Below are 18723 nucleotides of genomic sequence, written 5' to 3'. Positions count from 1 at the left end.
CGCGTTGATGATTGTAAGAAAACGCCGTGGTCGCCGGACATTGCGTTGTCTGGCGGGCCTTATGGCCTGCTCGTTTTTTATCAATACCACGTATGCCTGGCAACAAGAATATATCGCTGAAGCGGCTCCGGGGCATACGACGGAACGCTATACCTGGGACAGCGATCACCAACCGAATTACAACGACATACTGGCCGAACGTATTCAGTCTACGCAAAATACGGTGGGGCCGGTGCTTAGCCTGGCGGATGAAACCCCGCTTGATGCGACCAGCGGTATCAGTATGGGCTGGAATTTTCCGCTTTCCCGACGTGTGACCACTGGGCCGGTCGCGGCGTTGCATTACGACGGTTCGACGTCATCAATGTATAACGAATATGGCGATAGCGCGACGACATTAGCGCTTACCGATCCGTTATGGCACGCCAGCGTCAGTACGTTAGGCTGGCGGGTAAACTCGCAGTTCGGCGATGTCCGTCCCTGGGCGCAAATTAGCTATAACCAACAGTTTGGGGAAAATATCTGGAAAGCGCAGTCCGGGTTGAGTCGTATGACCGCAGGAAATCAGGCGGGAAACTGGCTGGATGTCACCGTAGGCGCGGACGTGTTACTTAACCCGCACATGGCGGCGTATGCGGCGTTTTCCCAGGCGGAAAATAGCGCTACGGATAGCGATTATTTGTATACCCTGGGGGTGAGCGCCAGGTTTTAACAGGATAAACCGCCACCTGGACTTATTAGAAGTTCAGCTAATACCCTGTCTATATATTTACAAAAATATATAGGTCAATCACATTCTCTATAGACACTTTTTGCGCTTCCTGTGGTCTACTTAGCCGCGCTGGTAGACTTTCTCACATCTGCGTTAGCCGCATATTTACCTGTTTGATTACAGAATCGTTGTACAGGTCGTTTTTATCCCGATTCCCAGGGTTTGTTTGCATGAGATACATTAAATCGATGACGCAACAGAAACTTAGTTTCTTGCTTGCGCTCTATATCGGTCTGTTTATGAATTGCGCCGTGTTTTACCGCCGTTTCGGCAGTTATGCGCAAGAATTTACCATTTGGAAAGGCCTCTCCGCAGTTGTCGAACTTGGCGCCACGGTGCTGGTCACTTTCTTCTTACTTCGTCTTCTTTCACTGTTTGGCCGACGCGTCTGGCGCGTGCTGGCCACGCTGGTGGTGCTGTTTTCCGCTGGCGCCAGTTATTACATGACCTTCCTGAACGTGGTGATTGGCTACGGCATTATTGCGTCTGTTATGACCACCGATATCGATCTCTCGAAAGAGGTGGTGGGGCTGCACTTCGTATTGTGGCTGATTGCCGTGAGCGTGCTTCCGCTCATCTTTATCTGGAGTAACCACTGTCGCTACACGTTGTTGCGCCAGCTACGTACGCCGGGGCAGCGTTTTCGCAGCGCCGCTGTAGTGGTACTCGCAGGCGTAATGGTGTGGGCGCCTATCCGCCTGCTGGATGTACAGCAAAAAAAGGTTGAACGGGCGACAGGTATCGACTTACCCAGCTATGGCGGCGTGGTGGCGAACTCCTATCTGCCTTCAAACTGGTTATCTGCGTTAGGGCTGTATGCCTGGGCGCAGGTAGATGAGTCGTCGGACAATAATTCGTTAATAAACCCGGCCAGGAAATTTACCTATGTTGCGCCGAAGGATGGGGATGACACCTACGTTGTTTTCATTATCGGTGAGACGACCCGTTGGGATCACATGGGGATTTTCGGCTACGAGCGTAATACCACGCCGAAGCTGGCGCAGGAAAAAAATCTGGCGGCGTTCCGCGGCTATTCCTGCGATACCGCGACGAAGCTTTCTTTACGCTGTATGTTTGTACGGGAAGGCGGGGCGGATAATAACCCGCAGCGTACCTTAAAAGAGCAGAATGTGTTTGCCGTTCTCAAACAGCTCGGATTCAGTTCCGATCTGTACGCCATGCAGAGCGAGATGTGGTTCTATAGCAATACCATGGCGGATAATATCTCCTACCGCGAGCAGATCGGCGCCGAGCCGCGTAACCGTGGTAAAACGGTTGATGACATGCTGTTGATTGATGAGATGCAGAACTCGCTTGCCCAGAACCCGGAGGGTAAGCATCTGATTATCCTGCATACTAAGGGGTCGCATTTTAACTATACGCAACGTTATCCGCGCAGCTACGCTCAGTGGAAGCCCGAATGTATTGGGGTCGATAGCGGCTGCACGAAAGCGCAGATGATCAACTCTTACGATAACTCCGTGACCTATGTGGATCACTTTATTACCAGTGTGTTCGATCAGCTACGTGATAAAAAAGCGATTGTGTTCTACGCGGCTGACCACGGCGAGTCGATTAACGAACGCGAACATTTGCACGGTACGCCGCGCAATATGGCGCCGCCGGAGCAATTCCGTGTTCCGATGCTGGTATGGATGTCGGATAAATATCTTGCTAGCCCGCAACATGCGCAGATGTTCGCTCACCTGAAACAGCAGGCGGAGATCAAAGTGCCGCGTCGTCATGTGGAGCTGTACGATACGATAATGGGCTGCCTGGGGTATACATCGCCGGATGGCGGCATTAACCAGAACAACAACTGGTGCCATATTCCCGATGCGCAGAAAGTCGCCGCGAAGTAGGTTGTCTGCCGACTTTCTCGCCGATTGAATTGTATTTTGCGACTAAGGGATTGACGGGCGTGCGCCTGAGCAGTAAGATGCGCCCGCATTCGGTGATTGGCGCAGCCTGGTAGCGCACTTCGTTCGGGACGAAGGGGTCGGAGGTTCGAATCCTCTATCACCGACCAAATTCAGAAACCCTGCTCAACGAGCAGGGTTTTTTGTATCTGAAGCCTGACGAGGATGAGAACCTCCGGGGGCAAGAGGTTCGACCCGAGCGAAGCGAGAAAACGTTGCGTCAGCAACGGCCCGCAGGGCGAGCCACGCAGTGGCGAGTCATCCTCTATCACCGACCAAATTCAGAAACCCTGCTCAACGAGCAGGGTTTTTTGTATCTGAAGTCTGACGAGGATGAGAACCTCCGGGGGCAAGAGGTTCGACCCGAGCGAAGCGAGAGAACGTTGCGTCAGCAACGGCCCGCAGGGCGAGTCATCCTCTATCACTGGCAGGTTGACGCCCGCACCACCAGTTCAGGCATGATCCCGTCGCTGTGACTGACCTTCTTGCCCGCCAGCAAATCAAATAATAGCGTGATTGCCTGTCGCGCCACCTCATCAAGATGCATATTCACTGCCGTCAGCGGCGGCAGCGATTCGCGCGCGCGGATACCATCATAGCGGGTAACCACCCGCATTTGTTCAGGTATGGCGATGTCTTGTTCCTGGAAAGCGCGTACCGCGCCGCTGGCAAAGGTATCGATCAGCACCAGCACGCCGTCAACGTCGGGATGTGCCTGTAATAGCTGCTGCGCGGCCTGGTAGCCGGCATTTTCACCCTCGCTTTCATTGAGAGAGTAGACTACGGGGGCCTGGCGCCCCGCGCACCAGCGCTGGTAAGCCGCTTCGCTCTCCAGAACTGATGTTCGCCGTGTGTTACCGACAAATAACGCACATTTGCTGGCGCCGGAGGCCTCCAGATGCGTTAGCAGAAGCTGTGCTGTTGTCGCCGAGTGCAGCTCAACCCACGGCACAGGCGTGTCGGTGCCCGGCGTGCGGCCAATGGTGACGCAGGGAATGCCCGCTTGCGCCAGCGCCTGGAGCTGCGGGTCGTTCTCCGCCGGCTCAATCAGGATCGCCGCGTCAAAGCTGACGGCATCCAGTGGATTTGCCCCCGGCGGCACCAGAATCAGCGCATGCTGTTTTTCCAGCGCCATCATCGCGGACGTTAACGCCACCTCCATCATAAATCCCAGTCGTGACGCGCCGGAAGCAATCGCCAGCGGCACCGAAGAGAGCAAAGCAATGGTATTGGTTTTGCCGGTTCGCAACTGGCGGGCGCGAATATTCGGCGTGTAGTTGAGCGCAGCAATGGCCTCTTCAATACGCCGTCGCGTCTGCGGCTCGACAAAGCGAGTGTTGTGCAATGCATTGGATACCGTCCCTGGCGATACGCCTGCATGGCGGGCAACATCAATCAACTTTGCGCGTTTTTTATTTTGAACAGCCATCTGCTTCCTGACCTGCGAAAATTTGCGCACAGGGTAGCATATTTACCAGACGGTAACGTTTGCTTTTTTTCAGTGAGGATCGTAAAAAACTCTTCATTAAAACGTTTTAATGGGGTATTTTGGCGCAAATTTATTCCTCAGGAGGCGATGTGGCACACTTAACTCAGGATTCGACTTTCACCCTTGGACGCCGTCCGGCGGGCCTTATCTACGCTGATAAGGCGAAGAGCTTTGGCGGCTATACGCTTTTTGCGCCGCAAACCGCCGAAGGGCGGGTTTACCTGGTGGACGAGCAGGGCGAAGTCGCGCATCAGTGGCAGCTTCCGGTTCGCGCCGGGCGTGATGCGGTGCTGCTGCCGAACGGTAATCTGGGTTATAACGGCAGCCACCGCACTTCAGCGAACCTCTATCCGGCGTGGGATCTCTGGCACGGCGGCGACTTCTACGAAGTGACGCCGGATAACGAAATCGTCTGGCATTACGAAGATATTTACCATCACCATGATGCGCAATGGTTGGCGAACGGTAATCTGCTGTATACCGCCGCGTCGCCGTTGCCTGCCGATATCGCCGCCCGTGTTACCGGCGGCGACCCGCGCCGCGATGCGCCGGACGGCATCATTCAGAGCGACGTCGTCAAAGAGGTCAATCGCGACGGTGAAGTGGTCTGGGAATGGCGCGCCTGGGAGCATTTGAATCCGGAAGATTTCCCGATTCATGATATTTTCGACCGCCGCCACTGGCCGATGATTAACGGCCTGTCCGTCACCCGTGATGGCCTGGTACTGATGAGCCTGCGTACCACTTCCGGCGTCATTGCCGTGGATAAAGAGAGCGGGAAGGTTATCTGGCATGCAGGGCCGGAAGTCGTAGCGCAGCAGCACACGCCGGTTGAGATGGAGAACGGGTCGATTCTGGTTTTCGATAACGGCAACCTGCGTCCCGGCGTCACCTCGCCGCATTCCACGGTGCTGGAGTTCGATCCGCAGACCAAAGCGATTACCTGGCAGTATCGCGATATCTTCCCGCCGGCGTTTTTCTCGCCGTATATGGGGAGCGCGCAGCGGCTGGCGAACGGCAACACCTTTATCTGTGAATCGGCGTTTGGCCGCCTGTTTGAAGTCACCCCGGAAGGCGAAACGGTATGGGAATATATCATTCCGTTCTTTAATGAATATCCGGAGCACCTCAGTAAAGGCATTATTCCTGGAAAACAGAACAGCGCCTTCCGTGCGCATCGCTATGCCGCTGATGCCATTAGTTGGTTGAAATAATACAGACCGCCAGCCCGCGCTGGCGGTTATTTTTTTGATGTTTTATGGGAGTTAATCATGCCGCAACCTGGCCTTACTACGCCGGATAACGATGCATTACCCTGGCAAACCACCTTACTTTTGGCGCTTCAGCATGTGCTGGTCGTTGCCGCCACCCCCATTACCTCCGTCTTTCTGATCGCCAAAGCGCTCCACTTTACCGATACGGTGACCGCCTCGGTACTTAGCGCGACCTTTCTGATGTGCGGTCTGGGCGCTATTTTGCAAAGCCTGGGTGTGAAAGGGGTGGGCGCGCGTTTGCCGTTTATTATGGTACCGGGGGGCGCGCCGATTGCGATTTTCGTTGCGATCGCTTTACAGACCAATATCCAGACCGCGATTGGCGCCGTAATTCTGACCTCGCTGTTCTACTTTATCGCGTTGCCGATTTTCCGCCGCTGCCTGCACCATTTTCCCCCCTTTATCATCGGCATCATGCTGCTAATGGTGTCGATTAACCTTATTCGCCTGTACGGCGGGTTGATCATTGGCCAGCCAGGGAGCGCCGACTTCGCTCATCCAACCAGTATCATTTTATCGCTGGGGACTATCCTGATAACGCTGATTTTCGCGCTGGCGTTTAGCGGTATTTTGCGCCAGCTGGCGGTGATGTTCGGCCTTTTAGCGGGAACGCTGCTGGGAATGGCGCTGGGCAGCACCGATTTTAGCGGTGTTAGTCACGGGCCGCTGTTTAGTTTCCCACAGCTTTTGCCGTTCGGCTGGCCGATTTTTGATCTCTCCGCCTCGCTGCCGTTGCTGATTTACGCGGTCATCTCTATGGCTGAAGCAACCGGGCAAACGATTGCGACCGCGGAAATAGTCAATTCCACGCAAAATGTGCAGCAGGCGATTCCACGCACCATTCGTGGTGATGCGGTAATGTCGCTGCTGGGGGGGATTTTTGGCACCTCCTTAATTATCACCTCCGGCGAAAATATTGGGGTGGTACGCACCACTAATGTGAAATCGCGTTTCGTGACTGCGGCTGCCGGAGGATTGTTAATCCTGATTGCCATATTCGCGCCGCTGGTACGTCTGGCGACCTGTCTGCCAGGTTCGGTGGTGTGCGGTACGGCGGTGATTGTCTTCAGCATTATCGGGGTCATCGGCATTGATATGATTGCGCGTGAGCCACTGCATACGCCGGGTAAAACCTACGCGCTGGCGATGGGGCTGGCCATGGGAATGCTACCTATACTGGTACCCGGCCTGTATCAGAATTTCCCGGCGGGCGTACAGATGGTCTTTGGCAACGGCATGGCAGCGGGGACGTTGACGGCGATTCTGGTGAACTCGTTGTTTAACTGGAGCGAAAAGCGCACGCAGGCCAGGGTCAAAAGTTAGTTTTTGTGATCGCGGTAGGCCGCACGACGGCCTACTTATTTACAATTTTGTGACATATTCGATGGTGTTTTTCAATGTCCGGATAACTCTTTTTTGCACACGGCTTATGGATAACCTCAGCATTTTCGCCTGTGCGTTTTAGCGTTAGTGGTATTAATCGCTCAGATAATCAACATACCGAAAGAAATTTTTCAATTAATGTCTAATTGTTAATCACTAACTGTTGCAAAATATTAAGTGAATAACTCTGCCTTTCTGCCTATAGCACAAATTTCCCTGCTGAAAATACCCTTCTGAACTTTTTTTAATCTTTGTTTGTTAATTCTCACCGTTGTTGTAAAAGCTGGTTACCTGTATTGACGTTTTGACATTCTATTGACAGATTGTAGGGAATGAGGGGCATTTTATGGAGAATCCGCACTGCAACTCAGTCGATTATGCGAACGGAATCCCCACCTCTCACTACTGACCTGACCAGGTAAAAAACAAAAAAGGCCGGGCGGTAAAAGCCTTTGCAAAGGGCAAAACAACATACATCACAATTGGAGCAGAAGAATGAGTATTTCCTTGAAGAAGTCAGGGATGCTGAAGCTTGGTTTGAGCCTGGTGGCCATGACCGTTGCAGCAAGCGTGCAGGCCAAAACCCTGGTTTATTGTTCAGAAGGCTCGCCGGAAGGCTTTAACCCACAGCTCTTTACGTCTGGCACCACCTATGATGCCAGCTCCGTACCTATCTATAACCGTCTGGTTGAATTCAAAACCGGCACCACGGAAGTGATCCCGGGTCTTGCTGAGAAGTGGGATATCAGCGAAGACGGTAAAACCTATACGTTCCACCTACGTAAAGGGGTGAAATGGCAATCCAGCAAGGATTTCAAACCCACGCGCGAGCTGAACGCCGATGATGTCGTGTTCTCTTTTGACCGGCAGAAAAACGAGCAGAATCCGTACCACAAAGTGTCTGGCGGCAGCTATGAATACTTTGAAGGCATGGGGCTGCCGGATCTGATTAGCGAAGTGAAGAAGGTAGACGATCACACGGTGCAGTTTGTGCTGACGCGTCCGGAAGCGCCGTTCCTTGCCGATTTAGCCATGGACTTCGCCTCTATTCTTTCCAAAGAATATGCTGACAACATGCTGAAAGCCGGTACGCCGGAAAAAGTGGATCTGAACCCGGTCGGCACTGGCCCGTTCCAACTGGTGCAATATCAGAAAGACTCCCGCATTCTCTACAAAGCCTTTGACGGCTACTGGGGCACGAAGCCGCAGATTGACCGTCTGGTCTTCTCCATCACGCCTGACGCCTCTGTGCGTTACGCCAAACTGCAGAAGAACGAATGTCAGGTGATGCCGTATCCGAACCCGGCGGATATTGCGCGCATGAAAGAGGATAAAAACATCAACCTGATGGAGCAGGCCGGTCTGAACGTGGGTTATCTCTCCTATAACGTGCAGAAAAAACCGCTGGATGACGTCAAAGTTCGCCAGGCGTTGACCTATGCCGTGAATAAAGAGGCCATCATCAAAGCCGTTTATCAGGGCGCGGGCGTTGCGGCGAAAAACCTGATCCCGCCGACGATGTGGGGCTACAACGACGATATTAAAGACTACGGCTACGATCCGGAAAAAGCGAAGGCGCTGCTGAAAGAAGCCGGTCTGGAAAAAGGCTTCACCATCGATCTATGGGCGATGCCGGTACAGCGTCCCTATAACCCGAATGCGCGTCGTATGGCGGAAATGATCCAGGCGGACTGGGCGAAGATTGGCGTTCAGGCCAAAATTGTCACCTATGAATGGGGCGAATACCTCAAGCGCGCTAAAGATGGCGAGCACCAGACGGTGATGATGGGCTGGACCGGCGATAATGGCGATCCGGATAACTTCTTCGCCACGCTGTTCAGCTGCGATGCCGCCCAGCAAGGCTCCAACTATTCAAAATGGTGCTACAAGCCGTTTGAAGACCTGATTCAGCCTGCGCGTGCGACCGATGACCACAACAAGCGTATTGAGCTCTATAAACAGGCCCAGGTTGTGATGCATGACCAGGCGCCAGCGCTGATCATCGCTCACTCCACGGTTTATGAGCCAGTGCGTAAAGAAGTTAAAGGCTATGTGGTTGATCCATTAGGCAAACATCACTTCGAAAACGTCTCTGTCGAATAATTAAAAGAGCGCTGCGCCCCGGTGTTGTGTAGGCCGGATAAGCGCAGCGCCATCCGGCGTAATGCTTTATCCGCGATGCAGTTTGCGTGGGATAAGATTTGTGAGCAATACAGACTCACGGTTCCAGGCCGTGGGTCATGAGAGAGAATTCAGGTTATGTTGCAGTTCATTCTCCGACGTTTGGGACTCGTTATCCCGACGTTTATCGGTATTACCCTTCTCACCTTTGCCTTTGTCCACATGATCCCCGGCGATCCGGTGATGATCATGGCGGGTGAGCGAGGTATTTCCCCTGAGCGTCATGCTCAACTGCTGGCTGAACTCGGTCTTGATAAACCGATGTGGCAGCAGTACCTCCATTATATCTGGGGGGTGATGCATGGCGATTTAGGCATCTCGCTGAAAAGCCGAATCCCTGTGTGGGACGAGTTTGTGCCTCGCTTTAAAGCGACGCTGGAACTTGGCGTCTGCGCCATGATTTTTGCCGTCGCCGTGGGGATTCCGGTGGGCGTGCTGGCCGCAGTGAAGCGCGGTTCTATCTTCGATCACACCGCTGTTGGCCTGGCGCTGACCGGTTACTCTATGCCTATCTTCTGGTGGGGCATGATGCTGATCATGCTGGTCTCCGTCCACTGGAACCTGACGCCGGTTTCCGGGCGCGTGAGCGATATGGTGTTCCTTGATGATACCAATCCGTTGACGGGCTTTATGCTGATCGACACCGCTATCTGGGGCGAAGAGGGTAACTTTATTGATGCGCTGGCGCATATGATCCTGCCTGCGATGGTGCTCGGCACAATCCCGCTGGCCGTCATTGTGCGTATGACCCGTTCGTCGATGCTGGAAGTGCTGGGGGAGGATTACATCCGTACCGCACGCGCCAAAGGGTTGACCAGGATGCGCGTCATTATCGTCCATGCTCTGCGTAACGCCATGCTGCCAGTCGTTACCGTGATCGGCCTGCAGGTGGGTACGCTGCTGGCAGGCGCGATTCTGACAGAAACTATCTTCTCGTGGCCCGGTCTGGGGCGCTGGCTGATCGATGCGCTGCAACGTCGCGATTATCCGGTAGTGCAGGGCGGCGTGTTACTGGTAGCGACGATGATTATTCTCGTCAACCTGCTGGTAGACCTGCTGTACGGCGTGGTGAACCCGCGTATTCGGCATAAGAAGTAAGGGGCCATCATGTCACAGGTTACTGAAAATAATGTTAATGCCGCACCGGCGCCCATGACGCCATTGCGGGAGTTCTGGCACTATTTTAAACGCAACAAAGGCGCGGTCGTCGGGCTGGCGTATGTTCTCATCGTGATCCTGATTGCGGTGTTTGCCAACTTTATTGCGCCGTACAACCCGGCAGAGCAGTTCCGTGATGCGCTGCTGGCGCCGCCGGTCTGGCAGGAAGGCGGCAGTTGGGCGCATATTCTGGGAACGGATGATGTTGGTCGCGATGTCCTCTCGCGCCTGATGTATGGTGCGCGTTTGTCACTGCTGGTCGGCTGTCTGGTGGTCGTCCTGTCGCTGGTAATGGGGATTATTCTCGGCCTGGTCGCGGGCTACTTCGGCGGTCTGGTCGATAACATCATCATGCGCGTGGTCGATATTATGCTGGCCCTGCCGAGCCTGCTGCTGGCGCTGGTGCTGGTGGCGATCTTCGGCCCCTCCATCGGCAACGCTGCGCTGGCGTTGACGTTTGTGGCGCTGCCGCACTATGTCCGCTTAACCCGCGCGGCGGTTCTGGTAGAGGTGAACCGCGATTATGTGACTGCCTCCCGCGTGGCGGGCGCAGGCGCAATGCGTCAGATGTTCGTCAATATTTTCCCGAACTGCCTTGCGCCGCTGATTGTTCAGGCATCGCTCGGTTTCTCTAACGCCATTCTCGATATGGCCGCCCTCGGCTTTCTTGGCATGGGCGCACAGCCGCCTACGCCGGAATGGGGCACCATGCTCTCTGACGTATTGCAGTTCGCGCAAAGCGCCTGGTGGGTCGTGACCTTCCCGGGGCTGGCGATTCTGCTGACGGTACTGGCATTTAACCTGATGGGTGACGGTCTGCGTGACGCGCTCGATCCCAAACTGAAGCAGTAAGAGGTTCGAGATGGCGTTATTAAATGTAGATCAATTATCGGTGCACTTCGGCGACGAAGGCACACCGTTTAAAGCCGTCGACCGCATTAGCTACAGCGTGAAGCAGGGTGAGGTGGTCGGTATTGTCGGCGAGTCTGGTTCCGGCAAATCCGTCAGCTCGCTGGCGATTATGGGGCTTATCGATTACCCAGGCCGCGTGATGGCGGAAAACCTGCTCTTTAACGGACAGGATCTGAAGCGCATTTCCGAGAAGGAACGTCGCAACCTGGTGGGTGCTGAAGTGGCGATGATTTTCCAGGACCCGATGACCAGCCTCAATCCTTGCTATACCGTTGGCTTTCAGATTATGGAAGCCATCAAGGTACATCAGGGCGGGAACAAGAAAACCCGTCGTCAGCGAGCGATTGACCTGTTGAACCAGGTGGGCATTCCCGATCCGGCCTCTCGTCTGGATGTCTATCCGCACCAGCTTTCTGGCGGCATGAGTCAGCGCGTGATGATTGCGATGGCAATAGCCTGTCGACCAAAGCTGTTAATTGCCGATGAACCGACCACGGCGCTGGATGTGACCATTCAGGCGCAAATCATTGAGCTGCTGCTGGAGTTGCAGCAAAAAGAGAACATGGCGCTGGTGCTGATTACCCATGACCTGGCGCTGGTGGCGGAAGCGGCGCACAAAATTATCGTCATGTACGCCGGGCAGGTCGTCGAAACCGGCGCTGCGCAGGATATTTTCCGCGCGCCGCGTCATCCCTACACCCAGGCACTGCTACGCGCGTTACCAGAGTTTGCTCAGGACAAAGCGCGTCTGGCGTCGCTGCCGGGCGTGGTGCCGGGGAAATATGACCGACCGACGGGCTGTCTGCTTAACCCGCGCTGCCCCTACGCCACGGACAGATGCCGTGCGGAAGAACCTGCTCTCAACCAACTGGACGATGGACGTCAGTCAAAATGTCATTACCCACTCGATGATGCCGGGAGGCCCACACTATGAGTACGCATGAGGCCACCTTGCAACAGCCGCTGTTGCGGGCTATCGACCTGAAAAAACACTATCCGGTGAAGAAGGGGATCTTTTCTCCGGAACGGCTGGTAAAAGCGCTGGATGGCGTGTCGTTTAATCTCGAACGCGGTAAAACGCTGGCCGTAGTGGGGGAGTCCGGTTGTGGAAAATCCACACTGGGTCGCCTGCTGACGATGATTGAAACGCCAACCGGCGGCGAGCTTTATTACCAGGGGCAGGATCTGCTCAAACACGATCCGCACGCGCAGAAACTGCGGCGGCAGAAAATTCAGATTGTGTTTCAGAACCCCTACGGTTCCCTGAACCCACGCAAGAAAGTGGGGCAAATTCTGGAAGAGCCGTTGCTGATCAATACCAGCCTGAGTAAAGCGCAGCGTCGTGAAAAAGCGCTGGCGATGATGGCGAAGGTGGGGCTGAAAACCGAGCACTACGACCGCTATCCGCATATGTTCTCCGGCGGCCAGCGTCAGCGTATCGCTATCGCCCGCGGTCTGATGCTTGATCCGGACGTAGTGATTGCCGACGAACCGGTCTCCGCGCTCGACGTGTCGGTGCGCGCCCAGGTGCTGAACCTGATGATGGATTTGCAACAGGATATGGGGCTGTCTTATGTCTTTATCTCGCACGACCTGTCGGTGGTGGAACACATTGCCGATGAAGTGATGGTCATGTACTTAGGCCGCTGCGTGGAGAAGGGCACGAAAGACCAGATCTTCAACAATCCACGTCATCCCTATACCCAGGCGTTGCTCTCCGCCACGCCGCGGCTGAATCCGGACGATCGCCGTGAGCGGATTAAGCTGACCGGCGAGTTACCGAGCCCGCTGAACCCGCCGCCGGGCTGCGCCTTCAACGCCCGCTGCAGCCGTCGCTTCGGACCCTGTACGCAGTTACAGCCGCAGCTTAAAGAGTACGACGGCCAGTTGGTGGCCTGCTTTGCCGTCGATCAGGATGAAAACCCGCAGAAGCCGCTGAGTTAATTGCGTTTTATGCCGGATGGCGCCTGCGCCTTATCAAGCCTACACCGTACCTGTAGGCCTGGTAAGCGTAGCGCCACCGGGCATGGCTCTCCGGTACGACTTATTCAATCAATTTTAATAACGGCGACAGGCACAACAATATTCCATATAACAGAATAAGCCAGGTTTTCAGGCCGCGTAATTTTTCCAGTTGCGCTACTTTATAAATCAGGAAAAAGGGAATAATACACGCGACAATGCCATAAAGCGGACTGCCTAACTGGAAAAAGACCAATACTGAGACGCGAAACGAAACCCAGATAACCAGAGTCACCACGATAAAGACACAGATTCCAGATGTCAGTAACAGTGGGTTGACGTTTTTGACATCCATAATACGACTCAATACATTCAGCACAATACCTTTAAGCGCTTCGTGAAAACCTAAATAAATACCAAAGAACGCGGTAAGTACGGCAAAAATATTGAGGATGGTAGAGGTAATGTGGATGATATGGCCAGGGATTACCTGAGCTGCCAGCGCAAGGGCGGAAATATTCTGCTCGAACGCTGATACCGCCTCTTCATGGCTAATCGAAAAGGTAAACGAGAACGAGAAAAAGAGAATAATGGCAATCAGCGTAATATAGCTAATGCGATGCGTGCGAATCGCCATCCGGGTGGCCAGCACACGGTCAGGTTCGCGCTTACGATAGGCGATGTTCATTGGGTTTAGCACCTGAATGAAGACCGCAGAAAAGAAGCAAAATGGGATAGTGAGCAGTACGTCGCGAAAGAAAACCGATGCGGCGGGAAAGGCGGAAATATTATCAAGATTCCAGTGTGGGATCATAGCGAAACCGAATATCAGAATGATCCCGACTTTTACCACCACCATCGGGCCGGAAATTTTAAATAATAACTTTTCCCCGCCGGAGGCAATCGCCACCAGCACGGCGAAAATCGCGACTTTATAGATAATAGACTGCGAAAGATCGGCCTCAGTAAGGCCGAAGGTTTTGATATAGGAGGCGCTATCAAACACCACCGACAGGGAGTAAATAAACACCCCGTGGATAATCATAAGAAAATAGATTACACCGAGAAAAACGCCCCAGTTTTTGCCAAGATAGTGACTGATAATATCCGTATAATCGTCACAGGTTTCGCTTTCAGATAACGTTTTTAGATAAATATCCTGCACAATATAGGTAGCGGGATAGGCGATGATAAAAGCGGTAATAAATACCCAGATCCCCTTGAGACCGATTTGCACTGGCATTAAGACGGTACCGGCGCCGATCGCCATACCGATACACAAGAGCACCCAGCCAAAATCATATTTTGTAAACGGTAATCTCGTTGAAAGCGGTGTGGTCGTAGCGTTACTGTTATTTAATGGTAATGTGTCGTCCTGCATAGAGCCCCCTGCCCAAAATATAGGCAGCTCTCTCATAAAGAATGCTGCCTATAACCAGGCTATAGTGCCTTGATACCCGATGCGGCAAACCGGTGACAGCGGTTCGCCGAGCAATCGTCAGAATGCTGCTTTTCTGCTGGCGCGTTCAAGGTCATGAATAATATCGTCGGGATCTTCAGGTCCCGCTGAAAGACGGATAAGTTCGTCGGTAATACCTGCTTTTAGCCATTCCTCTGGCGCAACAGGCGAATATGTCATAGACGCAGGATGCTGAACGAGGGTTTCGGTATCACCGGGACTGGCCGCGAGGAGGCATAATTTACAGAATTGAGCGGCTGACTGCCAGCCTCAGAAATGCTGAATGTATTCTGGCAAATAAAAGTAATCGTCTGCGAAGCGTCACGCAGATTGCACGTTAGCGCCGTGCCGGGACGGGGATTTTGCCGTAATATCAGCAGCAAGCCGGGTTTACCCGGTGAGGCGCAATGTTGCGGGGGCTTGATCCCCGGCGGCATAGGTTGCTGGATAGAGAAAACCCCCGCACGTTGACTGGTATAAACCTGGCAACCTGACGGGGGCTAACTTGAACCTCAACACATCAAGGATAGCCGCGAACGGTTGCCATTGCAACAAGGCGGCTATATGACGCTTACGCAGTTGGGCGTGGCCTTCTGGCACGATCTGGCGGCACCGATCATTGCTGGCATTATCGCCAGTGTGATCGTCAACTGGCTACGTGACAGGAAGTAACGCGTTTTGAGCGTTTGTCCGCCGTAATGGCAACATGCGCCCGAACCAGGCCGCAGGGGAAACCTTGCGGCCTTTTTCGGTTTACTGCGGGTAAGGCACCCAGTCGCCGCCATTCAGACGAACGTATGGCTTACCCTGGTACTGAATCACCACCGCATTAGCGTTTTCTGAAACCGGCGCGGTTTGCGGCAGATTGCTGGTCAGCTTGTTCCAGTTCACACTGTCTTCGGTAAAGAGCTTACCGTCCACGGCGCGTACGACCAGTTCGGAAATCGCCAGGTAGCTGCTCGGCTGATTAATATCAATCGGCGCGCCCTCATGCGGGGCTTTCATGCCAAAAAATTTCACGCCCGCCGGGACGTTGGTGATGGAGGGGCTGGGAATATCGCGCAGGCCTGAGATCTGCATTCTGTCGCCCTTCAGCGCGCCGCCGTGCTCCGGTACGACGACCACCATCACCTTACGCCCGGATTTCTCCAGTTCGGTGAAGAAGGCGTCCAGTTCATCGAACAGTTTCTGCGCGCGGATTTTATAATCCGCCGTTTTGCTGACGCCGGGGAAGTGGTTGCCATCGTGCAGCGGCAGCAGGTTAAAGAAAGTCGCGGAGCGGGAATTGGCTTCACGTTCTTCCCCTGTCAACCAGCGGTTCAGGACCGCCAGATCGTCATATACCGGCGAGCCGTCGAATGACAGCAGGGCGGTTGGCAGGCCGGACTGGTTCATCAGTTCGCTCTGCATACCGCCGTTTTCGCGAACTTCTTTCAGGAAGCCGCCAAATTCACCGTTATGATCCATCATCAGATGCTGAGTAAAGCCCAGTTTCGCCAGATTATCAAACAGATAACATTCATTATCGGCTGGTTGATAAAGTCGGGTATGCGAAGGTTGACCACAGCTGGCGCGCAGCAGACGAATGGCCGCCGGGCCGCTGTAAGACGTGCCGGAATTAAAGTGTTTAAACAAAATGTCAAAGTGCGACCATAGCGGATGTGACATCAAGCCTGCCGCTTCGACATCCGACCAGGAGAGCGAACAAATATTGATGACCAATAGGTCGAACGGCTGCGCATCAGGCGGAAGCTGCGCCGGGAACGTCGTTTTCCGCTTTTCTTCCGCGGCATAGAAGGTGTTCAACCAGGCGTTCAGATTCGCGGTCGTCGGCGGCGCGGTTTGCGCAGGCATATCGCCGATGACCGGCTTATCGCCCGCTGTCGCGACGGTAGCGGCTGCATTACCGCCAGTCGTCGTCACCGTATCGGTTGGCTGGCCTGCCGGCCACAGCGTAAAAACCGGGCCGGTTAATGTCAGGACATTCAGCCATACCATGATGGCGACCACAAACACCGTGACCCGAATCCACTGTGATAAAAAAAGCCAGGCAACCAGCAGTACGAAGATGGCGCCGATCATTTGCCAGTTAATAAAACGGGCGATCAGATCGAGCAGATAACCGGAGCTGAATTCCGCCACCTGCGTCCCCTGGCTCATAATGCTTTGCGGGCCGGGCAGCCAGGTATCATGCCAGAACAGCGCGAAGCCGACGGGAATGGCAATCCAGTGGCGCAACCGGTGAAGGCGATACTTTGGTATTGGCATGAGCAGAAACGCCATGAATACCAGATTCAGTAAAGGATGAAAATTCAGATAGCCTGCCCACAGCAGGCCAAACTTGACCAGAAAATAGAAGTTCCAGCCGGAAAGACCGCGCCAGTACTGCCAGAGCGGAGAAGGCATTGAAGGAGTTTGAGTATGCTGAGTCATTTTTTGTCTGCCTTGACTTTCGTAGCGCGGCGCAGAGTTCCGGCTGGTTTTACATAACGAGGTTTGGCAAATAGCAGCCGGGTCGTATCACTGATACGGCGTAGCGAATGACGCGCCAGATACCCCAGCGGAAAGAAAATCAGCGCGCAAAAAAGAATAATTTGCACGATATCGCTGATGGTCATCATGATGCACGCTCCGCGGTGTCGTCGAGCAGTCGCAGGGGTTCAGGAATACGACGCCAGATGCGGCCATCGTGTTCGGCATTTATTACCGGGTCGGCGCGTTTTGCCAGCGGTAGCGGCGTTCCCCACAGTTCCGGCGACAATAAGCGCATCTGCACCAGCTCGGCGCTGATTTGTTTATCTTCGAACCAGACCATACGATTAGAGAAAATATCGCCCGTCGGCAAAGGGAAAATATGGTTTAACGCGGTATCCAGATCGTTGACCCGGCAGAATGATAAAAACAGCACCAGACGGTTGCCGCCGATGGTCATAATATCGCCGGTTCGGTTTGGCCGACATAATGTTAACGCCTGCTCAACCCGAATGCCCGGCACCGGGCGCAGCGCGACCAGAACGCCTTTCCCGTCGGCGGGGAGCAGGGTGTTGCTCATCATCGTATGGATGGCATCGCAGAAGGTATCCCACGGCTGAAAACCGCGCAGTTTCAACGGCTGCGTCATCGACAGTAGCGTGGTGATGTCTTCCGGTACGTAACGGCTGAACTGCTGCCCCTGCACGCTTTCAATAAGCGTCAGGCAGCGTGAAAGCGGGGCGTTCCAGGGAATGATCATATTCGCGCCGCAGCCCAGCAGCAGGCGCTCATCGGTGGCGCGCAAACTGGCGATATTTTCGCGCACGACAATTTTCAGCGCGCTTCCCCGCTGGCGTCGCAAAGTATGAATGCGACGAGCAAGCGGCTCGATTTGGTTGTTCTGTGTAAGCGAAAAAATAATTGTCGCGGCCTGCGCCGTGCGCGCGTCGTTGAATAGCGCTTCGTTATTGTCGAAAAGCGTCCAGTGTTCCGAGAGCGGCGGCGCGCCTTCAAGGACGGCGACGTGGCTAAGAATGCGTTTTTCGTCGCTACGCGGCTGAATTGCCGTCTCCTCCTGATGGGATAGCGTCCAGCGTTCGTCCTGCTGACACAGCAATAACTGCTGTCGGGCGCTGACGCCTTTTTCGTTACACCAGAAGGCAATATCGAACAAATGTTGGTCGCCCTGAAAACGTAAACTGGCGAGGCCAAAAAGTGAGCGATACTCGCCCATCAACAACGAGGACTGTTTATCGCTATTATTACAAGGGTTAATAACCAACAATGAACAGTGATGAAAACGAGTCCATTTATTCATTTTTTCCAGCCATTTATGCAGGCTTTCTGACGTTATATTCCGCCACGTGTTATTTGCACAAATAAGAATGAAAAAGTAATGCGTCGGGTTAACAGAACAAAGCAAATCGTGGGGCAAAGAGTATAGCCCTTTTTCTGAATCCGGCATGGTAAATAAGCGGATTTTCTCCGGACCGTGAGATTCATCTAATTTGATTACTTTGCCAGGATCGCCTTCCATGCCGATGACGGCGACATTTGCATTCTCCGTTTGTGACGCAATCGTTTGATTCACCAGGCTGATGGCATCTTGCTGGCGATCGGCGTTAACCCACCAGACGCCGCCGGTTGGCATATGGCGCAGTTCATCCCATAATGATGAGATGCCGAGAGAAAATACGGGGTCCACAGTGTCCCTCATGTCACTATTTTAACTGTTTATCAGT

15 protein-coding genes, 1 tRNA gene, 2 other RNA genes and 1 pseudogene are annotated in these 18723 nt (G+C 53.9%); 13 read left to right on the top strand and 6 right to left on the bottom strand.

All coding sequences use genetic code 11. From position 1 onward, the window contains the following. Positions 1-7 precede the first annotated feature (7 nt). From ACLJQJ_RS18935 to ACLJQJ_RS18915, 5 genes are all read left to right on the top strand, one after another. Positions 8-712 carry an autotransporter outer membrane beta-barrel domain-containing protein gene (locus tag ACLJQJ_RS18935; protein WP_000637073.1) on the top strand — a complete coding sequence of 235 codons (705 nt, stop codon included), beginning with the start codon at positions 8-10 and terminating at the stop codon, positions 710-712. A 230-nt stretch (positions 713-942) separates the two neighbouring features. After that, the gene (gene eptB / locus ACLJQJ_RS18930; RefSeq protein WP_001269263.1) at positions 943-2634 is read left to right on the top strand and encodes a kdo(2)-lipid A phosphoethanolamine 7''-transferase; all 1692 of its coding nucleotides are present in this window, start codon (positions 943-945) and stop codon (positions 2632-2634) included. A 90-nt stretch (positions 2635-2724) separates the two neighbouring features. Continuing rightward, positions 2725-2801: transfer RNA gene (locus tag ACLJQJ_RS18925), tRNA-Pro, on the top strand. Between the two features lie 34 nt (positions 2802-2835). Beyond that, positions 2836-2969, top strand: a non-coding RNA gene (locus ACLJQJ_RS18920) — RtT sRNA. Positions 2970-3003: 34 nt separating this feature from the next. Next, positions 3004-3122: non-coding RNA, RtT sRNA (locus ACLJQJ_RS18915), on the top strand. Here the strand turns inward: ACLJQJ_RS18915 and ACLJQJ_RS18910 are convergent. Next, the gene (locus ACLJQJ_RS18910) at positions 3113-4120 is read right to left on the bottom strand and encodes a substrate-binding domain-containing protein (protein ID WP_063808775.1); all 1008 of its coding nucleotides are present in this window, start codon (positions 4118-4120) and stop codon (positions 3113-3115) included. The two genes, ACLJQJ_RS18915 and ACLJQJ_RS18910, sit on opposite strands and share 10 nt — an antisense overlap. 149 nt (positions 4121-4269) lie before the next feature. On the opposite strand from ACLJQJ_RS18910, the gene ACLJQJ_RS18905 reads away from it, so the two are divergent. The 7 genes from ACLJQJ_RS18905 to dppF all read left to right on the top strand — a co-directional run bounded on the left by ACLJQJ_RS18905 (position 4270) and on the right by dppF (position 13032). Then, entirely contained in the window at positions 4270-5394 is a 1125-nt protein-coding gene (locus ACLJQJ_RS18905) for an aryl-sulfate sulfotransferase (RefSeq protein WP_023232382.1), read from the top strand. Positions 5395-5451: 57 nt separating this feature from the next. Then, positions 5452-6777: a uracil-xanthine permease family protein gene (locus ACLJQJ_RS18900; protein ID WP_001136079.1), complete on the top strand. Its 1326-nt coding sequence runs from the start codon at positions 5452-5454 to the stop codon at positions 6775-6777. A gap of 555 nt (positions 6778-7332) precedes the next feature. After that, positions 7333-8940 carry a dipeptide ABC transporter periplasmic-binding protein DppA gene (gene dppA, locus ACLJQJ_RS18895; protein WP_000028047.1) on the top strand — a complete coding sequence of 536 codons (1608 nt, stop codon included), beginning with the start codon at positions 7333-7335 and terminating at the stop codon, positions 8938-8940. Positions 8941-9096: 156 nt separating this feature from the next. Then, positions 9097-10116 carry a dipeptide ABC transporter permease DppB gene (dppB, locus tag ACLJQJ_RS18890; protein ID WP_000938843.1) on the top strand — a complete coding sequence of 340 codons (1020 nt, stop codon included), beginning with the start codon at positions 9097-9099 and terminating at the stop codon, positions 10114-10116. Between the two features lie 9 nt (positions 10117-10125). Then, positions 10126-11028, top strand: coding sequence for a dipeptide ABC transporter permease DppC (gene dppC, locus ACLJQJ_RS18885; RefSeq protein ID WP_000084690.1), 903 nt, complete (start codon positions 10126-10128; stop codon positions 11026-11028). Positions 11029-11038: 10 nt separating this feature from the next. Then, positions 11039-12022, top strand: coding sequence for a dipeptide ABC transporter ATP-binding protein (gene dppD, locus ACLJQJ_RS18880; RefSeq protein WP_001196509.1), 984 nt, complete (start codon positions 11039-11041; stop codon positions 12020-12022). Beyond that, complete coding sequence (gene dppF / locus ACLJQJ_RS18875) at positions 12019-13032, top strand: dipeptide ABC transporter ATP-binding subunit DppF (RefSeq protein WP_000103558.1); 1014 nt, start codon at positions 12019-12021, stop codon at positions 13030-13032. Before dppD ends, dppF begins: the two co-directional genes overlap by 4 nt. 100 nt (positions 13033-13132) lie before the next feature. On the opposite strand, the gene ACLJQJ_RS18870 is transcribed toward dppF, so the two are convergent. Together ACLJQJ_RS18870 and ACLJQJ_RS18865 are read right to left on the bottom strand one after the other, a co-directional pair. Beyond that, entirely contained in the window at positions 13133-14431 is a 1299-nt protein-coding gene (locus ACLJQJ_RS18870; RefSeq protein WP_001150175.1) for an aromatic amino acid transport family protein, read from the bottom strand. A gap of 117 nt (positions 14432-14548) precedes the next feature. Then, positions 14549-14701, bottom strand: a pseudogene (locus ACLJQJ_RS18865) (PLP-dependent transferase); the annotation flags it as partial. A 372-nt stretch (positions 14702-15073) separates the two neighbouring features. Here ACLJQJ_RS18865 and ACLJQJ_RS18860 point away from each other — a divergent pair. Further along, positions 15074-15181 carry a type I toxin-antitoxin system toxin Ldr family protein gene (locus ACLJQJ_RS18860; RefSeq protein WP_001537650.1) on the top strand — a complete coding sequence of 36 codons (108 nt, stop codon included), beginning with the start codon at positions 15074-15076 and terminating at the stop codon, positions 15179-15181. 81 nt (positions 15182-15262) lie between these two features. Here the strand turns inward: ACLJQJ_RS18860 and bcsG are convergent, their stop codons facing one another. Genes bcsG through bcsE form a run of 3 tightly spaced genes read right to left on the bottom strand, consistent with a single transcriptional unit; the run spans position 15263 to position 18698 of the window. Continuing rightward, a complete protein-coding gene (gene bcsG, locus ACLJQJ_RS18855) occupies positions 15263-16942 on the bottom strand; it encodes a cellulose biosynthesis protein BcsG (RefSeq protein WP_000192022.1) in 1680 nt (559 codons plus the stop codon). Then, entirely contained in the window at positions 16939-17130 is a 192-nt protein-coding gene (bcsF, locus tag ACLJQJ_RS18850) for a cellulose biosynthesis protein BcsF (RefSeq protein WP_000988321.1), read from the bottom strand. Before bcsF ends, bcsG begins: the two co-directional genes overlap by 4 nt. Continuing rightward, positions 17127-18698 (bottom strand): cellulose biosynthesis c-di-GMP-binding protein BcsE, encoded by a 1572-nt coding sequence (gene bcsE / locus ACLJQJ_RS18845; protein ID WP_001205771.1) that lies wholly within the window; start codon positions 18696-18698, stop codon positions 17127-17129. The genes bcsF and bcsE overlap by 4 nt, the downstream gene beginning before the upstream one ends. Between the last annotated feature and the right edge of the window lie 25 nt (positions 18699-18723).

Source organism: Salmonella sp. SAL04202, assembly GCF_046550775.1.
Taxonomy (GTDB): Bacteria; Pseudomonadota; Gammaproteobacteria; order Enterobacterales; family Enterobacteriaceae; genus Salmonella; species Salmonella enterica.
The sequence above is the reverse complement of the archived record's forward strand: the minus strand, read 5'-3'. Positions and strand labels throughout refer to the sequence as shown.